Source organism: Paenibacillus sp. sgz302190, assembly GCF_059820445.1.
On sequence record NZ_JBZYAO010000012.1, the window covers coordinates 31,583 to 49,556 of the forward strand.

18 protein-coding genes are annotated in these 17,974 nt (G+C 52.0%); 2 read left to right on the forward strand and 16 right to left on the reverse strand.

The window, feature by feature from the left end; all coding sequences use genetic code 11:
• Window positions 1-5: 5 nt before the first annotated feature.
• From AC6RNO_RS15225 to AC6RNO_RS15260, 8 genes are all read right to left on the reverse strand, one after another.
• Window positions 6-962 (reverse strand): glycosyltransferase, encoded by a 957-nt coding sequence (locus tag AC6RNO_RS15225; RefSeq protein ID WP_497105937.1) that lies wholly within the window; start codon window positions 960-962, stop codon window positions 6-8.
• Entirely contained in the window at window positions 940-1,635 is a 696-nt protein-coding gene (locus AC6RNO_RS15230; RefSeq protein ID WP_474684160.1) for a sugar transferase, read from the reverse strand. Before AC6RNO_RS15230 ends, AC6RNO_RS15225 begins: the two co-directional genes overlap by 23 nt.
• Window positions 1,604-2,542 (reverse strand): UTP--glucose-1-phosphate uridylyltransferase GalU, encoded by a 939-nt coding sequence (gene galU, locus AC6RNO_RS15235; RefSeq protein WP_474684159.1) that lies wholly within the window; start codon window positions 2,540-2,542, stop codon window positions 1,604-1,606. Before galU ends, AC6RNO_RS15230 begins: the two co-directional genes overlap by 32 nt.
• Window positions 2,543-2,619: 77 nt before the next feature.
• Window positions 2,620-3,255 (reverse strand): CpsD/CapB family tyrosine-protein kinase, encoded by a 636-nt coding sequence (locus tag AC6RNO_RS15240; RefSeq protein ID WP_474684158.1) that lies wholly within the window; start codon window positions 3,253-3,255, stop codon window positions 2,620-2,622.
• On the reverse strand, window positions 3,239-3,982 hold the full coding sequence (locus tag AC6RNO_RS15245; protein ID WP_497105938.1) for a Wzz/FepE/Etk N-terminal domain-containing protein: 744 nt from the start codon (window positions 3,980-3,982) through the stop codon (window positions 3,239-3,241). Before AC6RNO_RS15245 ends, AC6RNO_RS15240 begins: the two co-directional genes overlap by 17 nt.
• Window positions 3,983-4,137: 155 nt before the next feature.
• Complete coding sequence (locus tag AC6RNO_RS15250; RefSeq protein WP_474684156.1) at window positions 4,138-4,767, reverse strand: response regulator; 630 nt, start codon at window positions 4,765-4,767, stop codon at window positions 4,138-4,140.
• Window positions 4,768-4,808: 41 nt separating this feature from the next.
• Window positions 4,809-6,464 (reverse strand): ATP-binding protein, encoded by a 1,656-nt coding sequence (locus AC6RNO_RS15255; RefSeq protein ID WP_497105939.1) that lies wholly within the window; start codon window positions 6,462-6,464, stop codon window positions 4,809-4,811.
• Window positions 6,465-7,101: 637 nt separating this feature from the next.
• A complete protein-coding gene (locus AC6RNO_RS15260; protein ID WP_488436069.1) occupies window positions 7,102-7,485 on the reverse strand; it encodes a hypothetical protein in 384 nt (127 codons plus the stop codon).
• A gap of 184 nt (window positions 7,486-7,669) precedes the next feature.
• Between AC6RNO_RS15260 and AC6RNO_RS15265 the strand changes: the two genes are divergently transcribed.
• Entirely contained in the window at window positions 7,670-8,011 is a 342-nt protein-coding gene (locus AC6RNO_RS15265) for a helix-turn-helix domain-containing protein (protein ID WP_488436068.1), read from the forward strand.
• 377 nt (window positions 8,012-8,388) lie between these two features.
• On the opposite strand, the gene AC6RNO_RS15270 is transcribed toward AC6RNO_RS15265, so the two are convergent.
• The 3 genes from AC6RNO_RS15270 to AC6RNO_RS15280 all read right to left on the reverse strand — a co-directional run bounded on the left by AC6RNO_RS15270 (window position 8,389) and on the right by AC6RNO_RS15280 (window position 11,654).
• Window positions 8,389-9,351, reverse strand: a complete 963-nt coding sequence (locus AC6RNO_RS15270) for a PfkB family carbohydrate kinase (RefSeq protein ID WP_497105940.1) — start codon at window positions 9,349-9,351, stop codon at window positions 8,389-8,391.
• A 14-nt stretch (window positions 9,352-9,365) separates the two neighbouring features.
• Complete coding sequence (locus tag AC6RNO_RS15275; RefSeq protein ID WP_497105941.1) at window positions 9,366-10,823, reverse strand: sucrose-6-phosphate hydrolase; 1,458 nt, start codon at window positions 10,821-10,823, stop codon at window positions 9,366-9,368.
• 480 nt (window positions 10,824-11,303) lie between these two features.
• Window positions 11,304-11,654: a hypothetical protein gene (locus tag AC6RNO_RS15280; RefSeq protein WP_497105942.1), complete on the reverse strand. Its 351-nt coding sequence runs from the start codon at window positions 11,652-11,654 to the stop codon at window positions 11,304-11,306.
• 115 nt (window positions 11,655-11,769) lie between these two features.
• Here AC6RNO_RS15280 and AC6RNO_RS15285 point away from each other — a divergent pair, with 115 nt between their 5' ends.
• Window positions 11,770-12,675 (forward strand): alpha/beta hydrolase fold domain-containing protein, encoded by a 906-nt coding sequence (locus tag AC6RNO_RS15285; protein ID WP_497105943.1) that lies wholly within the window; start codon window positions 11,770-11,772, stop codon window positions 12,673-12,675.
• Window positions 12,676-12,923: 248 nt separating this feature from the next.
• On the opposite strand, the gene AC6RNO_RS15290 is transcribed toward AC6RNO_RS15285, so the two are convergent.
• From AC6RNO_RS15290 to AC6RNO_RS15310, 5 genes are all read right to left on the reverse strand, one after another.
• Window positions 12,924-13,898, reverse strand: coding sequence for a substrate-binding domain-containing protein (locus AC6RNO_RS15290; protein WP_497105944.1), 975 nt, complete (start codon window positions 13,896-13,898; stop codon window positions 12,924-12,926).
• 507 nt (window positions 13,899-14,405) lie between these two features.
• Window positions 14,406-15,716, reverse strand: a complete 1,311-nt coding sequence (locus AC6RNO_RS15295; protein WP_497105945.1) for a hypothetical protein — start codon at window positions 15,714-15,716, stop codon at window positions 14,406-14,408.
• Between the two features lie 12 nt (window positions 15,717-15,728).
• Window positions 15,729-16,562, reverse strand: a complete 834-nt coding sequence (locus tag AC6RNO_RS15300; protein WP_497105946.1) for a hypothetical protein — start codon at window positions 16,560-16,562, stop codon at window positions 15,729-15,731.
• The gene (locus AC6RNO_RS15305; RefSeq protein WP_497105947.1) at window positions 16,559-17,248 is read right to left on the reverse strand and encodes an ATP-binding cassette domain-containing protein; all 690 of its coding nucleotides are present in this window, start codon (window positions 17,246-17,248) and stop codon (window positions 16,559-16,561) included. Before AC6RNO_RS15305 ends, AC6RNO_RS15300 begins: the two co-directional genes overlap by 4 nt.
• A gap of 73 nt (window positions 17,249-17,321) precedes the next feature.
• Window positions 17,322-17,699 (reverse strand): GntR family transcriptional regulator, encoded by a 378-nt coding sequence (locus tag AC6RNO_RS15310; protein WP_474684145.1) that lies wholly within the window; start codon window positions 17,697-17,699, stop codon window positions 17,322-17,324.
• Window positions 17,700-17,974 lie beyond the last annotated feature (275 nt).

Here is a 17,974-nt window from a genome sequence, read left to right on the forward strand (position 1 = left end):
AGTCCTCACCTGGTTGATGGCATATTTTCGCGTCTTCTCAGCATATAGAGCGTTCCGCGAATGCTTTCCAGCCTGCACTGGATCAGCAGCTTCCTTCCTTCGCTGCGGGCGAGCAGCGAGTCTGCCGTAATGTACACCATCCTCGCTGCGACCGTGACGAGTTGGAACAGCTTGCCTCCGAATCCCTGGCGCATAAGCCCGTTGGAAATGCCTTGATAGTAGTAGCGCTGCAAAATCCATTCCTTGGTCAGCCGGCCGGCCGGGATGAAGTGGTCGACAGCCATGTCAGGATGATAAAGAAACGTCTTGCCTTCCTTTTTCATCTTGTCAAACAGCCACGATTCCTCGCCTGACAGCAGCAGCTGCCCTTTGCGCCCAAGCCCGGCCGGGAACGGATGGCTTTCCATAAAAGATTTGCGCATCGCCATATTGGCCCCGTATGGGTGCAGGCCCGCCGGATACGCCCTGGGCGCATCGCCCAGATTCACTATCGTGTACGGCAGTTCGAGCGCCGGAATGAGCCAATCCGGGCGATGCGTTTCAAAATTCGGGCGGATGATGCCGCCCAGCGCATCAACGTCGCGCCTGCCGCTAAAAACCACGCATATCGTGCTTAACCATGTCGGACAAGGTATGGCGTCATCGTCCAGAAAAGCGACGATCTCTCCCCGGGCCGCCTGAACGCCCGTATTCCGCGCGACGGACAGCCCTTGACTCCGTTCGAAGCGGTAGCGGACCTCCAGCTTGCCTGTCTGACGCTCGGCAAATTGTTCCGCAACGCTGCGCGTATGATCGGTGGAATTGTTGTCCACAATGACAATTTCGGCTTTTTCGATTCCAGGCAGCCCAGGCAGCGAATCCAAAGTAATCCGCAGCAAGTCGGCGCGATTATAGGTGCATACGACGATCGAGACAAGCGGCTTATCTTTGTAAGGCTGATTAAAAGGCATCTTTGGAACCAAGCAGCACCCGGACGGTTTTTACGATAATTTTCAAATCGTACCAAATGGTGCGGTTTTTGATATAGGTCAAGTCCAGCTCGACCATCTCTTTGAATCCGACGCTGCTCCGCCCGCTCACCTGCCACAGCCCTGTGCAGCCCGGCGTCACGGCCAGCCGCTTTTTATCGTACGCCGTATACTCCGCGACTTCAGCCGGCAGAGCGGGGCGAGGTCCGACCAAGCTCATGTCGCCCACGAACACGTTCCACAATTGAGGTAGCTCGTCGACGCTCGTTTTGCGCAAAATTTTGCCGATGCGCGTCACCCGCGGATCGTTCTTCATTTTGAACATCGCGCCGCTGACTTCGTTTTGCTCCAGCAGCTTCGCTTTCAGCTCTTCGGCGTTGGAAACCATCGATCTGAATTTATACATCGGAAACAGCGCTTCGTCTTTCCCTACGCGGTTCTGTTTAAAGAAAACCGTGCCTTTCGGATCTTCCAGCTTGATCAGCAGAGCGATGATCAGCCCTGCGGGGAGCAGGACAATCATCCCGCACAACGACAATACGATATCGAGCGCGCGTTTGAAGAACAGATACGAATCCAGGCCGCGATCCCTTGACGCCACAGTGCGGTAATAATTTTTTTGCGGTACCGCATACTCATAATCCTCCTGCAATTTTGGCAAACTCATTCTCCCTACCTCCTAAATGGTCCATAATGGACGGATATTGTTCCTTAATCAGCATGGCAGCCATAGCATCCAGAACCGGATCGCGCAAATCCTTGCTTTCGAGAGCAAAACTTAGCGTAGTGAGAATGTAACCGAGGCGTTCCCCGACGTCGTAGCGGATGCCGTCAAAATGATAAGCGAGCACCTGCTGGACCCGGTTCAGCTTTTGGATCGCGTCCGTCAGCTGAATTTCGCCGCCGGCTCCTTTTTCCTGAAGCTCCAGGTAATCGAAAATTTGCGGGGAAAATACGTACCTGCCCATGATCGCCAAATTGGAAGGGGCCGTGCCCTGCTTTGGCTTTTCCACAAAGTCGTTAACTTCATACAACCTGTTATCCTGAGCGCCCGGATCGATGATTCCGTAACGATGCGTCACTTCGGAAGGCACAGTTTGCACGCCGATGACAGAATTTTCTGATAATTCATACTGCTCGATTAGCTGTTTCAGGCAAGGCACCCTGCCTGTGACAATATCGTCGCCCAGCAGCACCCCGAACGGCTCGTTGCCGATAAACCTTCGGGCGCACCATACGGCATGTCCGAGACCCTTGGGCTCCTTCTGGCGGATGTAGTGAATATCCACCTTGGCCGAGCGCTGCACTTCCTGGAGCAGTTCCAGCTTGCCGGTTTCCAGCAGCTTGTTCTCCAGTTCAAAAGCGTTGTCGAAATGATCCTCGATGGCCCTTTTCCCTTTGCCGGTTACGATAATGATGTCTTCAATTCCGGATTCGATTGCTTCTTCCACGATGTATTGGATAGTCGGCTTGTTGATGATCGGAAGCATCTCTTTGGGCATCGCCTTCGTTGCGGGCAAGAACCGGGTACCGAGTCCTGCCGCAGGAATAATGGCTTTCTTCACTTTTTTCATCTCTCTCATCCTCCTATCAAATTGGCGGAGCAAAACACAGGCCTGGCCGGCCCTGTGAGCGATTGCCGGCCGGCGCTTCAGCCGTTCATGACGATCCCCAGCATCTTGGCGCCCGACTGCTCGAGCCGGAGCCTCGCTTGCTTGGCATGCTCGCGCTTCGTTGTACCGTGCTTCGCTACCAGCATGACGCCGTCGCTGTATTCCGCCAGCAGCCCGGCGTCCGTGAAGCTGAGCGCGGAAGGCGAGTCGAGCAGCACGACATCGTACTGCCGCTTCAGCTCATCCAGCAGTTCCTCCATCGACCGGGAACCGAGCAGCTCCGAAGGGTTCGGCGGCTGGCCCCCTGCCGGCAGCACGTGCAGGTTAGGCACCGATGTCCGGCAGATCGCGTCTTTCGCAGCGGAAGCCGATTTCAGGCACTGCACAAGTCCGGTTTGGCCCGGCAATCCGAACAGGGTGTGCACGGAGGAGCTGCGCAAGTTGCAGTCGACGACGACGACCGTTTTCCCATCCTGCGCATACGTGACGGCCAGATTCGCTACGATGGTCGTCTTGCCTTCCTGCTCGCCCGGCGAGGCGACCATGAGGACGACCCCGTCATCCGATTGTTTCACCCTCTTCTGCCTGATTGCGGTCCGCAGGGAGCGGTAAATCTCGGCGGCGGATGAAGCCGGCTCGGACGCAGTGACAAGCGTTTCACTTAACGGTGGCATACTTCGTATCACTCACCTCTCTGCTCGCAGCTTTTGAGCGGCTCCGGGCTTTATTGTTCTTGATCGGTTCGATGGTCGCAAGCACCGGCAGCCCTACGTAGTGCTCGGCTTCTTTGGCGGAACGCAGCGTGTCGTTGATGTTTTCCAAGAAAAATATGACGCCGAGGGCGGCCATTGCCGACAGTACAAAGCTGATTGCGAGATTCATGACAAGGCCGGCGCTCCCCGAGGGAGGCAGGTTGCCGGAATCGGCGGCCGTCAATATTTTGACATTGCTCATATTCATCAGATCCGGGATTCGTTTCACAAAAGTTTGCGTAATTTCGTTTGCGATTAGCACGGCTTTGCCGTAGTTGTTGTCTTCCACTTCGACGGTGATAATATTCGTTTTATCGATGGAGCTTACTTTCAATTTCTTATCCAGCTTTTCCCTGGTTAGCGCGAATTCGGGATGGTTGGCGAGCACCTCGTCGAGAATGGCGTTCGATTTGATGATCTCCTTGTAGCTGTCGATCAGATTCAAGTTCATCACGACATCGTTTAGCTGTATCGAGTCCGAATTTTTAAAAACGCTGTTGACCAACAGTTGGCTGTCGGCCTGATATACAGGCTTGATGAGCACTTTGCTGACGACGAATGTGATCATGCAGGAAAGAAGAACAAACAATGCAATAGCCCATAGCTTCTTTCGAATCAGGATGAAGTAATCCAGTATTGTCTTCTCCATAACACCCTCCCGATAGAACTGCTTGTCATTTATTTTATATGAATTACAAATATTATGATATTATCCGATATTACGATTTTTTAGGTATCAATTGGAATATCCTGCATCCCCTCTATGTACTACCCAGGCGGTATACTTTCGTACCATAACTTCCATTATGCATGCTCCACGCTGAAATGAACCAGCCCTTTGGATTGCGCATACAGGGCCGCCTGGGTCCGGTCGTTCAAATTCAATTTGTTCAAAACCTGGCTGACATGCTTCTTGACGGTAAATTCCGTAATCGTCAGCTTGCGCGCTATCCCCTGGTTGGACAGCCCTTCTCCCAGACCCATCAGAACTTCCCGCTCCTTGGGAGTCAGCCTGTCCAACTGATCGTCGTCGTCCTTTTTGATCAGCATCTCCATCAAGCCCGGATCGTAATACCGTTTCCCTTTGGAAATCAGCTTGATCGCCAGCAGCAGCTCTTCCGGCAGCGCCTCTTTGAGCACGTACCCGTCCGCCCCCGACGCTTCCGCCCGGCGCACATCCGTCTCCATCATCGAAGATGTCAGGATCATACAACGGCAGTCCGTATCTTTCAGCTTCTCAACAACTTCAAATCCCGACCGGTTGCCGAGCTTGATGTCGACAATAGCCAGGTCGGGCTTCGTTTCCTCGATCAGTTCCATCGCTTCCTCAACCATTTCCGATTCGCCCATAATTTCGATGTCCCGCTCCAGTTTCAATACGGCTGAAAGCCCTCTTCTCACCAAAGGATGGTCGTCTACAATAACAATCTTCATCGCTTATACACCTTCTTTCATCGAATGAGAAACTACCGGCTTTACCCCATAACCTCTTCCAAAGCTTTTTTGTCCTGTTGATCCATAGGGATGAACACGGAGATGCGCGTGCCCTCTCCTTGGTTGCTGGAAATTTGCAGCGTTCCGCCTAACGATTGCACGAGGAATTTCATATTGCTGAGCCCCAGTCCCGAAACTTTCGGATCCGACATATGCACATTGACGTCAAACCCTTCCCCGTTATCGCTGACGGCCAGCTTGACCTCGCTTGGTTTCAGACATAATTCCACGACGATGGAACTGCTGGAGCCGTGTCGGATCGCATTGCCCGCAGCCTCGGAAATAATTCTGGATAAAGCTTTCTGGTGGCTGACCGGAAGGCGGTGATCGTCTCCCGTTACGTTCAGGCGGATTTTCACGGCATACAGCTTGGACAAGCTGTCCAGATGAGCCTGGACCGTGCTCAGCCAAAAGGCGGCGCCGCTTTTTCTGGAGCTGAGACTGTAAATGGTCGTGCGAAGTTCTTGCGAAGCGGTGTTGGCGGATTCCCGGATAAATTCCAGCTGTGTCTTCAGCTGGTCTGCCGGGATGTCCTGCCATTTGCGGTTGAGCGAGTGGATCGCGTACACGATGCCGAACATGTGCTGTGAGACGCTGTCATGCATTTCGTCGGCGATCCGGTTCTGCTCCTCGATAATCATCAGCTGATTTTCGATGCGCTCAAGCCGGTGCCGCTCAAGAATGACCGCGCACAGTTCGGAGAGGAAATAAAGCTGCTGCACGAACCACCGGCTTCCTTCCTCGTGATTCCAGCGTTCGATCTTGATGCCGAGCACTCCCCAAAATTTGCTCGCCGACTTGACCGGCGTGATCAGAAACTCGCCGTGGCCGGGCAAATTCATCACCGTGCAGTTGTCCTGCCTCCGCAGTCCGGTCAAATTCGACTCAATGGCTGCGCATAGGGAAGCCTCGGTATCCTTGAACCTTTTGCCTTGGACAATAAGCTTGTCCTCGTCGTCCTCGCCGTTGACGTCCCAGAAGAACGCCATCTTTTGCTTCGTCAGCTTGAACGCGAACTCGGCAAAAATTTTCTGCAGGTTGCCCGATTCGCTTTGAGTGGCCGCTTCGACGATTTGATACAAGGATTTGATATGCTCCATCGTCTCGTTGGTTCGCGTATTGGCTCTCTCCAGCTTGTTTTTCATGCCGGCCAGCACCTGAATGGCAAGCGTCATCAGGAGCAGCACCAGATAAAAGTCGCTGTTGTCCAACACGATTCTCCAGATCGAGTGGTCGCTGTTGCCGGCGATAAAATAAGAGAATGACGTTACGAACAGGAGGTATCCGAGCAGAATAAACCAGCAGTACACCGTGGAGAGGTAGCTTGCTGCGATCAGGGTCGGGTTCATCACACACCAGAGAAAGGGACTATCCATGCCGCCGGTGGAAATCAGCAGGCAAATCATGCCGGCCATCTCCAGGCCCACGGTCACTTTGAACGTCCGGGAGCCTTTATGGCTTCTCCGGTAAAACGCCGTTATCCATTTCACCGCAATGAACAGCGCCAATACAACGCCCATTTTCCACATAGACGGCGGATTGCTGTCCCCCAACAAAAAAACGATAGAAGTGAGCGAAAGCGACGTGTATCGGTAAAAATAAATGGCGCCGTCCTCTTTTGCGGCCATTGGCTTCATCGCAGCACCATTCCTTTATGCATTTTTTTACCACATAAGAATGTTTAAGTTCTTTACAGCGCTAAAGCGTGAAGAACAGCATTCTTATTGGCGAATAAACCTGCCTCTAAACGCTGTCGCTCATCTTCGAAAGACCTCGATAGAAGTTTATCTCATTAATTAAATTTTCTGAATATTAATCATACTTACTTATAGGTCCTTTAGAACGAACTCTCCCCTTTCCCAAAATAGATCTTGAAAATAATTATTTCATGATCATGCACGAAAATGAATAAGTCGACAGATTCTTATCTGAAACCTTTATAGGTTTCGCTTTTTTTTCCACTTTTTTGTCCATAAACGCTGAAAATGAGCATTTTTTAGGTGCTTAGTCCCGATTTTGCCGACCCATGCGTCCATCGCATCGACCTATTTTTCGGGTTTTGCATTTTGTTACAGGATAATTTTAACCATTTTTTTGCTATGCTCTGATCCCATGTACTCTCCTACCAAAGTCTGCACTTCCATAAAAAATAACCGGATCGAGTGCATATTTTTCTCTTTTATACAAATGAATGCGTATACAAAACAACTTCGCCGCAAGCCGGGGAGCCGTCTGACGGCCTCTAGTAAAATTTACTATATCCGCCATCTGATTCTAAACGTGCCTTCGAGTGCCGCTATGGTCCTCTCTTGGGTCCGAACTCACATATTTCCTCCGACCGGCTGCACCGCGCCAAGGCCCAGGAAAACCGGGCAAAAAGAAAAAAGAACGCCTCGGGAGGTGTTCTTTGGGGCGTACTGGCGGGATCGAGAAATATATCGAAAGCAATCTTATATGAAGCAACTCTGTCTGCAAATCCTTACCGATTGTATGCGCGGCCGAAACAATATCCTCCGCTGTAAGCACATGGATCTGATCTGCCCTCTTTTCAATAAAATCCAATATGATTTCAACACATTCATTACATACCCTGATTCTTTCGTTCAGAATTTGTTCTTCCTCGACTACAGACTCGTACTTGCGCAGCAATTGTTCCATCCCTTCACCTTCCTTTGTAAAGTTCATGAATTCAATTCAACGTAAAGTTGAATGATGAACCGATTATAACTCAACAAAACGTTGAAAACAACCACAAAATCAACTAATAGTTGATTTTATTTAGCAGGGTGCGAAATAATGCTACGATTATTTTCAAAAGCAGGCAAATAGGCGGTATGAATCCATGTCCCTTGGAACGCGATTAAAAAACGAACGTGACAAAAAAGGATGGTCACAAAAATATGTTGCTGACCAAATTGGAATCACTAACTCAGTTCTGTCCAATTATGAGCGCAACTATCGAGACCCCGATACTGAAACATTAAAAAAGCTTGCCGATTTGTACCAGGTAGACACAGACTATTTGCTTGGTCGCACCGACAAGCCTAAGTCGGAGACAAGCCCGTCATTTGGGGCATCCTGGACAGATGAAGAGAAAGAATTGGCAATCGCAACCGTTGAAGCATACAGAAAGAAGAAGAGGGAACTCGAGGAAAAGGCACATCGCAAAGAGCAACAACGATAAGACCGTTTCAAGCCTCTGTTTAGGACTTGAAACGGTCTTTTTGTCGCGCCACCGGACGGCGTCATTGCCGACGGCTTAGCGGCGTTGGGAAAACCTGCAAAAGTGCAGGTTTTTTCTGCGAAAGCGGCCCGTTTTGGTGAAAAGCCTGCGATTGTGCAGGAATTTACGATCATGAGGGGCCTGAGCCCTAAATGTCGGCAAAATAACTGCAGATTTGCAGGAATTGTTCGAGGAAAGCGTATCAGCGAGCAAAAGCCTGCACTTTTGCAGGCTTTCTGGAGCGGCACCGGCTAAAGGCGACTACCAGCTGCCGGGCCGTCAGCTCCAACAGGCGCAGGCCGCAGCACGGCTTAGCGGCAGCTTGCATGCCTGCGCGGCTAGCGCGCGGCAACGAACTGCCGCACCTCTTCCAGCGTCGGCAGCGAGGGGATCGCGCCGTGGCGCGTCGTCGTCAGCGCCGCGGCTGCGTTGGCGAAGGACAGCGCCTGCTGCATCACGCCGCTGTCCAGCTCGCGCAGCGTCCCGGCTTCGAGGCTGAGCCGGTACAGCAGCGCGCCGATGAACGAGTCGCCAGCGCCGGTCGTATCGACGGCTTGCACGGCATGTCCCGGAACCGAGACGTTTCCGGTTCGCGTATGCCATGAAGCCCCTTTTGAGCCGCGCGTATAGAGGACATGCGCGACATCGCCCGCGAACAGCGATGCAATCGCCTCGGCTTCGTCCTCGATTCCGGTGATGAAGGCGAGCTCTTCATCGCTGATTTTGACCATATGGCTGCGCGGAATAAACTCCAGAATCGTCCGGCGGCACTCCTCCGCGCTGTTCCACAGCGGGAGCCTGACGTTCGGATCGAAGCTGATTAAGCCTCCGCGGCTTTTCATCGTTTCGATCGCTTTGATATGCGCGTACTTCACGGGCGCTTCGATCAGATCGACGGAGCCGAAGTGCAGCAAATCCCCCGCCGCGAACGGGCATGCGTCGATATCACTTTCCTCCAGCAGCATGTCTGCGCTCGGCTTGCGATAGAACGAAAAATCCCTGCTGCCGTCCGCCTGCAGGCTGACGAACGCGAGCGCCGTATTCGCTTGTGCGGTGCGGGATACATAACGCGTATCCACGCCAAGCCGATCCAGCGTCTCCACAAGAAAATCGCCGAAGGCATCTTCGCCGAGCTTGCCGATAAAAGCGCTCCGCCCTCCGAGCTTCGCGACCGTACAAGCGACATTCGCCGGCGCTCCGCCCGCCGCTTTGGCAAAACTGCCGACCGTCTTCAGCGGGACGCCGGTCTCCGCAGGTATAAAATCAATCAATGCTTCGCCAATTGTATATACAGTTCTCATGTGCTGTCCTCCTCTTAACGAATGTCCCATTTGCGCAGCGAAACGATCCGGCACTGCCCTTCAGAGAAAAGCTGAATGCCCAGCGATTCCGGCCCCGGGTAGATCCGCCCGGTCATAGCTTTCTCGCCGTCTTGAATGAACGCCTCGACGGAAGAGCGGTCTACGAATACTCGCAGAGCAAGCTTGTTATCCTTAAGCTCTACCGCGGTTCTGCGCTCGCCTTTCGGCCCGCTTCCCGAACGGTCGCGGTTGAAGCGCAGCAAACCGGAAACTGTATCGTAGGCGATCAGCGTCTCTTCTTCCGCACCCTGGCGCAGCTTCAAGCCGAACGCGGACGCTTCCCCCGCCTCGATGACAACATCCAGCTCGTAGCGGTCCCCCGTGCAGCCGAGCGTCAGTTCGCCGTCAAGCTCTTGTGCCGCAAGCTCATACGGCTGTTCCCGATAAGCCTCTATTTCTTGCACAGGCACGAAGAGCAGCTTGTCGCCATGCAGCCTGACTTCCCGCGGCAGAGTCATCGCCCCCGCCCAAAAGTGTCCTTGCTGAGTCGGCATGTCCGATTCCCACATGTCCATCCATCCGACCATGATGCGTCTTCCCCGATCGTCCTCGCACGTTTGCGGCGCGTAAAAATCGAACCCATAGTCGATCGGGCTGTAGCTGTCGTAATGGAACTTTCCTTCCGCCGTGTCCAGCCTGCCCAGCATGAAAACCGTGGAATGCAAATTATGATAGTTATCGCCCTGCGACGGCATGCGCTGCGGGGACATCATCAGCACGTCGCGGTCCTCCAACCGGAATAAATCCGGACATTCCCAATTATCTCCCAGCGTGCCATCGCTCCTGGCAATTTCGCCGGCGAACGTCCACTCCCGCAAATCCGCCGACCGGTACATCAAAATAATTCCGCTGCCGGCACCGTCGTTGGAGCCGAGCACGACGTAGTATTGCCCGTCCCGCTCGAACACCTTCGGATCGCGAAAATCTTTTTGGCTGGCATGAGCCGGGATTTGGGACGCAGGGATGACCGGATTGAGCCCGCTTTTCGTAAAAGCGACCCCGTCCACCGACAGCGCCAGACTCTGGGTCTGCACATAATCGCGGTCTTTATCGGGGCCTGTCACCACATGCCCGGTATACATAAGCGTCAATTGCCCGTCCTTCACAATCGCGCTGCCCGAGAAGCAGCCGTCCTTGTCGTATTCCCGGTCCGGAGCGAGCGCAACCGGCAGATACGACCAGCGGATCAAATCCCGGCTGACCGCATGCCCCCAATGCATCGGCCCCCAGACAGGCTTATACGGATAATGCTGATAAAACAAATGGTATTCTCCCTGAAAATGGACAAAACCGTTCGGATCGTTGATCCAGCCCAATTCCCCGGCCAAATGATACCCTGGCCGATAATCATTGCGAAGCAAATGCTTATTCTCGCGAATAAACGCGTCGGCCTTTTCCCTGGTATAGCTCATCGCGCACCCTTCTTTCCCATTTGGCGGAGCCCTGCTCCCCAAACCGTATCTAAGTGAGATTATAGTGATCCGCCGGTGTTATGTCAATCGTTTGACATATCATCGAGTTTTGTTGTTTACCGGCACCTGAAAAGGGAGCATTTTACCGAGGATATTGACTATAGGTACAGGCAAATCTATACTAATTTGTGTAACTATACCGATTACACTAGTTGCATCATCGAACGAGCGCAAACAGCCGCTTTTCGCCACCCCGCCATCCGCAAGTATTTGCTGAATTCTCGCTCGCTAGAGCTGGCAAATCTACTCGGCAACGTGGAGAAACGCCTGCAAATGTGTGACTGTTGAAGAACCCGCATGCTAAGAGGCAGCATTTCTACTTGGCAACGCGTGGAAAACCTGCAAAAGTACATCTTTTTCCTCGTTGGTACGCTCAGAACGCAACATTCCTGCAAATGTGCAGGCTTTTCCACCAATATTCTAGCTTGGACCCGTTTTTATTGGGAATTCCTGCACAATTGCAGGCTTTTCCACAAAACGAACCGCTTCCGTCGAAAAAGCCTGCACTTTCGCAGGTTTTTCGGGTGGCCAATCCGCTTCACAGGCGACCGCATCGGCTTGGGCGGGAAAGCGAAACACCATTGCTTCGAGCACAGCTCCCCCAAGACTTTCTCGGGCGTCCTGGATACCATCGGTGCCTTTCTCCGGTGGTTCTGGATAACGCTCGCGACTTTCTCGGGCGTTCTGAATAACATTGACGCAAGTGTCGTTAGCGGTTTCACGATTCTCCAAATCCCAAATCCCGATTGCCTCGCAGAATGCCGTGCCCATGTGGTCGACCGGCCGCCGTCATGCAGCACAACACCGCGGGCTGAGAGCTGCGCGCGGTGCGAATTGCCGCAATCGGCCAGTAAAACGATCCGCCAAACTAAGGAGGAATTAACAAATGGAAGCCCCCAAATTGACTTTTCTTCAAGTCAAAGTTCCTGTGGATAACTACGAATCCGAAGAAATGCAGATCGTAAGCGGAGACGAAGAAGATCGCTATATCGCCAAGTACATACCGGACATCGTTTTCGCCTCTTTCGGAGAGCGCGATATTCGTATCAATCTTATAAAGCCGGCTCACTGCAAGGGACCGTTCCCGCTGCTAGTTTACATTCAAGGATCAGGCTGGCTTCCGCAGGAACGGTATACGGCCATCCCGCAGTTATCCGATTTTGCCCATCATGGCTACGTTGTAGCAAGCGTCGAATACAGGCATTCGCTCGAAGCCAAATTTCCGGCTCAAATCCAGGACGTGAAAACGGCTATCCGGTATTTAAGAAAACATGCCGCAACCTATCAAATTGATCCGGGCCGGGTTGCTGTCTGGGGAGATTCTTCGGGAGGACATCTGGCAGCGCTTACAGGGGTCAGCGAAGGCGTAGCCGGCTTCGATTCGGATTTATTCCCGGAACAACCGAGCAGCGTCAACGCAGTTATCGATTTTTACGGGCCGACCGACATTCTTCAAATGAGCAAATATCCGTCCAGGATCGACCATGACGCGGCCGGTTCTCCCGAATCTTTGCTGATCGGCGGCCCGATTCAACAGAACAAGGAGAAGGCGGCCCTGACAAATCCGATTTTCTATATTTCCAAAGAGAAGCCGCTTCCGCCGTTTTTAATTATGCATGGCGATCAAGATGAAATCGTTCCTTTCAACCAAAGCGTTTTATTATACGAATCTTTAAAGGAAGCGGGGCATCAGGCAACCTTCTATAAGGTGAAAGGAGCGGGGCACGGGGCGCGCTTTTGGACGCCGAAGGTGCTTGATATCGTCCGCGCTTTTTTGGCGGCGCATGTATAAGAGCTGTAATTTTATTGGAGGGCATAAGTCCTCCTTTGGCTTTTCCGGTCACTCTGCCTTTATTTTGAAATCAGACGGATGGATATGCAAAAACTGCTCGACGTGCCGCTGCGCATTCCGGGTCTCCGGCTCCACGGCCTGTGGGCCCATTTTTATCAGGAATTCCTGCACGATTGCGGGCTTTTCCGCAAAATGAACCATATGCGCAAAAAAAGCCTTATCCCGCAAAAGGGATTCGGCTTTTTCGTTTACGTAGTTTGTCGTTCCACCAAAGTCACGGGAAGCACGTTCTCCAAAGGGACGGTTTCCCCTGCCGTCAGTCTGTCGATAATGTCGAGCGCCATCCGGCTCATCGCTTCGAGCGGTTGTCTGATCGTGGTCAGCCCCGGCGTCACCAGCGAGGAGAACTGAATATCGTCGTAGCCGATCAGTTTCAACTGCTCCGGAATTCGAATTCCGAGCGATGTGCAAGCTTTGATCATATAGTAGGCGATCATGTCGCTGCTTGCAAAAACGCCGTCCACCTCCGGATAGTCGGCCAGCATCCGCCTGACCGCCCTTTCGTAGTCGCCGCTTTCGAACACATCCGTTCCGAGCTCGATAATGACGGGCTCCAGCGAATGCCGTTTGAGCGTTGCCACAAACCCTTCGGTCCGGCGGTTGCCCAGCATGTCCAGGGACAAATTGCCGCAAATATGCCCAATGTTTCTGCATCCCTTGCGGATCAGCAATTCCGCCGCCATTACGCCGCCCTGATAGTTATCCGAGGATACGTAGGGGATATCCGCAATGCGCCGGTCAAACGTCACGACGGGCTTGCGAAGCTGTAAATACTCAAGCACATCCAGCGTGTGGCTGCCCATAATAATGCCATCGACGCGATTGCTCTTGAGCATATCGATATATTCTTTTTCCTTCGCCTGGTCGAGCCGGGAATTGCACAGTAAAATTTTGTACCCTTTGAGAGAGGCGTAATTTTCCAGCTTATTCGCCAGCTCCCCGAAAAAAGGATGAGCAATGGCGGGAATGATCAATCCCAGCATCATCGATTTTTTGCGCATAAGCGAGCGCGCAATTTCATTGGGCTGATACTGCAGCTCTTCCATGACTTTATGTACTTTTTGCCGGGTAGCGTCGCTAATATAGCCACGGTTATTGAGAACCCTGGAAACCGTTGTAACGGTTACTCCCGCTTTCTCAGCCACATCCTTGATCGTCGCCATCTGTTCGTCCTCTTCCGCATGCAAATTTACAAAAGTATAGCACGGCCGCAGCGGGAAATAAAGCGCCGCCGATAGTACGGCAGCCGATGCTCCAACCGCCACCGCCAAAAAACGGCGGCGCGGAATCGGCCTGCCTGCCGCTTATTCCAACGGGATTTTCTCCATAGCCATGCGAACATCCTTAACAATTATCGTAGCACAACCAACTGAAAGTGCACTGAATGTGCGCTGAAAATGCGCTGTCAGGTCATACGGGTTCTATGACGTGAAGTATTCCGATTACAGACTCGATACTCCGAGGAGCGGACGCGTATGGCCCTTCGATCAATGAGATAAACCTCTATCGAGGTCTTTTCGAAGATGAGCGACCGCGTTTAGAGGTAGGTTTATTCGCCAATAAGAATGCTGTTCTACGCGCTATAGCGCTGTAAAGAACTTAAACATTCTTATGTGGTAACGAAAAAACCTCCAGACCGCTGCATGCGCGCAGCGCGGAGGTTCTTCGTATTACGACGGCGGCAGAAGGGCCCAGGCCGACTGCCGGGACGGCTCTTCTTGCTGTTTGCCTTCTATATCAAAAATCGTCAAATTTCTAAACTTCCGATTATCGTTGGTCGCGACCGCGCCCTGATAAACGACCGTTCCGTTGTCCAGTTCGGCGATGACTACCCTTGGAGGGGATGTTTCATCCTTCATCGAGTTAACCAGCATGTATATACGATTATTCGCAATACTTGCGGTTCGCACCTCTTCCCCGCCTTTGCCCCCGTCTTTGAACGCTATCGTCAGATCTTTCATAATTTTGTTGTCCGCCAGACTATATCGGATAACACGGGGCCCTTTGGGGTCCTTCCATGAGGTCAGGAACAGCTCGTTCCCGGAGTGTCTGACTGTGACGGCATCGGTTTCTTTCAGCAAACTTGTTATCGCTGCATCCTGTATCACCGCCAGCTTGCCGCTTGGTATGTCGTAGACAATCAGTTCCTCTTTATCCTTTACATACTCCCGAGAAGCAACCGTTTCCGATGATTGTTTTGCCGTATTCTTTTTGGAATATGTAAGATTAAAAATAGCGTAGCGGCTTGCCTTCGTCGGATTCGCCTCAAGCACACCCCCGATGTCGATCGGGTTATCGTCGTCCTGTACAAGACCAGTTAAAATCGCCTGATCCTCGGCCACAGTTTTCGCGTCCAAATTCAGCGTATACAGATGAACTTCCGAAATGTAGCTTCCCTGCTTGTTTGGATTTCGCTTGGAATTATATGTAATCAGCTTCATATTCTGACCGTCGATTTGAACTTCAGCCATATTCAGATTATTATATTCGTTCTCCCTTGGCACATTGACCTCGAAGGAAGAGCTTTCTTTCCGCGACTTATCGTATACCGACACGGCAAAACGGAAATTGAAAGGATGGAAGGCTAAAAAATTGCTTTTTTTCGAATCGGACTCGTATTTGATATCCGCATACCCGATAATGCGGTCATCCTCGTAGACGCCGCCGAGGTTTCTTTTCCCCCGCATGAACGAACGGTGTTCCTTCACAAGCTTGTTAAAGTCATCGTTAAACATATTATAAGCATCCGTTATTTCCCGAACGGACTGCTCGTTGCGATACAGGCTTCCGGCCGAACTGATACTGAGCGGTTCATTTCTGTAATTAGCTTGAAGTAAGACCGGCAAAGCCTCTTTTTCGTTACCCTCCTGCCACTTCAAAACGTATTGCGGATAAGCACCGCTGGACAGCCATATATAATAAATGCCTATGCACACAACGATAAGAGGAATGAGCACGGCTAATTTCCAATAACGCTTCATTCTTACTCCTCCTTAGACGGTTACCTTGTTACGAAGCAGATAGGAACTGAACCACAGCGAGACGCCCAGCACCACAAGCCCGGCGGCGGCTTCCATCAAATATAACTCGCTGCGATAAAAATAATTCGGAAGCAGGTTTTTAGCGATGAACATGGGCAATAGGAGCAATAAACCGGCCAGTGCCGCATAAACAATGCCTGCGACGATTCCCTTGATGCGGAAGCTGCGTTCCAGCAAAATGGCCGCAAAAACGACCGTTACTGCCATAATTCCAGCGCCGTAATACAGGACGAACTGAAAGAAATGCCGGGGAATGACCGTACCCAAGTTGGAACTGCTTGAAATCAGCTCCCCCATGGATACAGGAACCCTGAATTCACTCGGAATCATCAGATTGAAAAAGAGCAGCTGCGGCCGAAGAATCAGCAGTTGGAAAGCGACAAATCCCAGCACAAACAGCAGAATGGCGCTCAGCTTGGCCCAAAACACATTCATCCGCGAAGTCGGAAGCATGAGAAGCCGGTAGGCAAAAGTATGTTTGCCGAACCAGTCCCGATACCAGATCAGGAATACATACAGCAGGAGCGCCGCCGCACACAAAGAAAATGGCGCTTCAAACCAGGAAGACGAGATCGTATGTTCAAAGCTCGCCGGCCCAAAACGGGTGGCGTATTCGGCTGCGGTTAAAGAATCATTGTACATTCTTTCGTCAGCAATACTCGTATAATTATGGGCGTACAAAAACACGCCGGTCATTTGCGAGAGCAGAACTACAAGCCATAATACACCGTAAATTTTGGCGAACCGGTTCATTTCCCAGCTCAGAAGCTTCCAGTAACGATTCATGCCAAATACACCTCTCTCATCACGTCCACGACGGACTTGCCTTCTTTCATGCGGATATCTTCCGCGATAAACTCTTTCATCACCCTGCCTTGGTCAAGCAGCACGACCTTGTCGATCAAATGCTCGATATCATGAATTTCGTGCGTCGTAATGATGACCCCGCGTTCTTCGATCAAATGGCTGGTGAACACGGCGGCAATCTGCTCCCTGCTGAAAATATCGATCCCGGAAAAAGGCTCGTCCATCAATACATAATCCGCGTCAAGCGACAAGCCGAGCAGCAGATTGACCTTGGCCGCGTTCCCTTTGGACAAATCACCGATCCGGTCCCCTTCCTTCAGCTTGAAAAAAGCGAGCAGTTCCACAGCGCGTCGCACGTTCCAGGATTCATAAAAATCCTGCATAAAGTCCATCGCCTCACCGATCTTCATAGAGGGCGGCATCGTCAGCGTATCCGGAATATATGCGATTTTTTCGTAGAGCCGCTTATTCATCGGCTGGCCGTCGATTCGAATATGGCCGCCGCTAACCGGCGTCAGCCCCATAATGGATTTCAGGACCGTTGACTTGCCTACCCCATTCATGCCTACCAGGCACGTGATCTGGCCTTTCTCCGCTGTGAACGTAACTTCGTCCAGCACTCTTTTTCTTCCGTATTTCTTGCTTATCCGGTTCACTTCAACCATAGGGCAACCTCCTTCAAGTCTTCCTTCAGAAAAACCGGCTTCAGACAACGTCAGCTGCTCCTTAGCCCGTCTCCTATTCCTTAGCCCGCTCCGATTCGTATTTGTCCTTGACAATTTGCATCAGCTCGTCGACGGGCACCGCGATTTTCTTGACCGAATTCACGAACACTTCGACCGCTTCCCGAATGAGCTCCTCCCGAATCAAGCTCAGCACCCGCTCATCCGTCGTAATACGGCTCGGGGAATTGCCTTCCGTCGTAATCAATTTCTGCTCCTCCATTTCCTTATAAGCCCGCTGCACCGTATTGGGATTAATCTGGAGCAATCCTGCCAGCTCCCTGCGGGACGGTATCTCCTGGCCTGCCGCCAATCTGCCGGTCGCAATCTCCTCTTTAAAGTACCGCACCACCTGCAAATACACCGGATCGCGATTATTAAACGTAACGTTCATCGGCCCATCTCCCTAAGTTCCTTTCTCGTGAAGCCTGACCAAACAGTCCTCGAAACCAGCATTCCGAAAAAACGAAGTGTGTGTACTAAGTAGTTCATACACTATGGGTGTACTATACCCTTAATACAGTAGTTGTGTCAATAATAAAATACACGAACGATTCTTGGCATCGTTCGTGTATGGGGGGGCTCGGGGCGCCGGATGGGGCGGCTAGGCCCGGCGCGGCGGTGGTTGGCGGCGCTCCGGCAGGGAGCGGGCGCACGGCTGAGCGCCTA

Coding starts and splice junctions, on each gene's coding strand:
- AC6RNO_RS15230 (WP_474684160.1), bottom strand. CDS start 1,635: ATGAGTTTGCCAAAATTGCAGGAGGATTATGAGTATGCGGTACCGCAA.
- galU (WP_474684159.1), bottom strand. CDS start 2,542: ATGAAAAAAGTGAAGAAAGCCATTATTCCTGCGGCAGGACTCGGTACC.
- AC6RNO_RS15240 (WP_474684158.1), bottom strand. CDS start 3,255: ATGCCACCGTTAAGTGAAACGCTTGTCACTGCGTCCGAGCCGGCTTCA.
- AC6RNO_RS15245 (WP_497105938.1), bottom strand. CDS start 3,982: ATGGAGAAGACAATACTGGATTACTTCATCCTGATTCGAAAGAAGCTA.
- AC6RNO_RS15250 (WP_474684156.1), bottom strand. CDS start 4,767: ATGAAGATTGTTATTGTAGACGACCATCCTTTGGTGAGAAGAGGGCTT.
- AC6RNO_RS15255 (WP_497105939.1), bottom strand. CDS start 6,464: ATGAAGCCAATGGCCGCAAAAGAGGACGGCGCCATTTATTTTTACCGA.
- AC6RNO_RS15260 (WP_488436069.1), bottom strand. CDS start 7,485: ATGGAACAATTGCTGCGCAAGTACGAGTCTGTAGTCGAGGAAGAACAA.
- AC6RNO_RS15265 (WP_488436068.1), top strand. CDS start 7,670: ATGTCCCTTGGAACGCGATTAAAAAACGAACGTGACAAAAAAGGATGG.
- AC6RNO_RS15270 (WP_497105940.1), bottom strand. CDS start 9,351: ATGAGAACTGTATATACAATTGGCGAAGCATTGATTGATTTTATACCT.
- AC6RNO_RS15275 (WP_497105941.1), bottom strand. CDS start 10,823: ATGAGCTATACCAGGGAAAAGGCCGACGCGTTTATTCGCGAGAATAAG.
- AC6RNO_RS15280 (WP_497105942.1), bottom strand. CDS start 11,654: ATGGGCACGGCATTCTGCGAGGCAATCGGGATTTGGGATTTGGAGAAT.
- AC6RNO_RS15285 (WP_497105943.1), top strand. CDS start 11,770: ATGGAAGCCCCCAAATTGACTTTTCTTCAAGTCAAAGTTCCTGTGGAT.
- AC6RNO_RS15290 (WP_497105944.1), bottom strand. CDS start 13,898: ATGGCGACGATCAAGGATGTGGCTGAGAAAGCGGGAGTAACCGTTACA.
- AC6RNO_RS15295 (WP_497105945.1), bottom strand. CDS start 15,716: ATGAAGCGTTATTGGAAATTAGCCGTGCTCATTCCTCTTATCGTTGTG.
- AC6RNO_RS15300 (WP_497105946.1), bottom strand. CDS start 16,562: ATGAATCGTTACTGGAAGCTTCTGAGCTGGGAAATGAACCGGTTCGCC.
- AC6RNO_RS15305 (WP_497105947.1), bottom strand. CDS start 17,248: ATGGTTGAAGTGAACCGGATAAGCAAGAAATACGGAAGAAAAAGAGTG.
- AC6RNO_RS15310 (WP_474684145.1), bottom strand. CDS start 17,699: ATGAACGTTACGTTTAATAATCGCGATCCGGTGTATTTGCAGGTGGTG.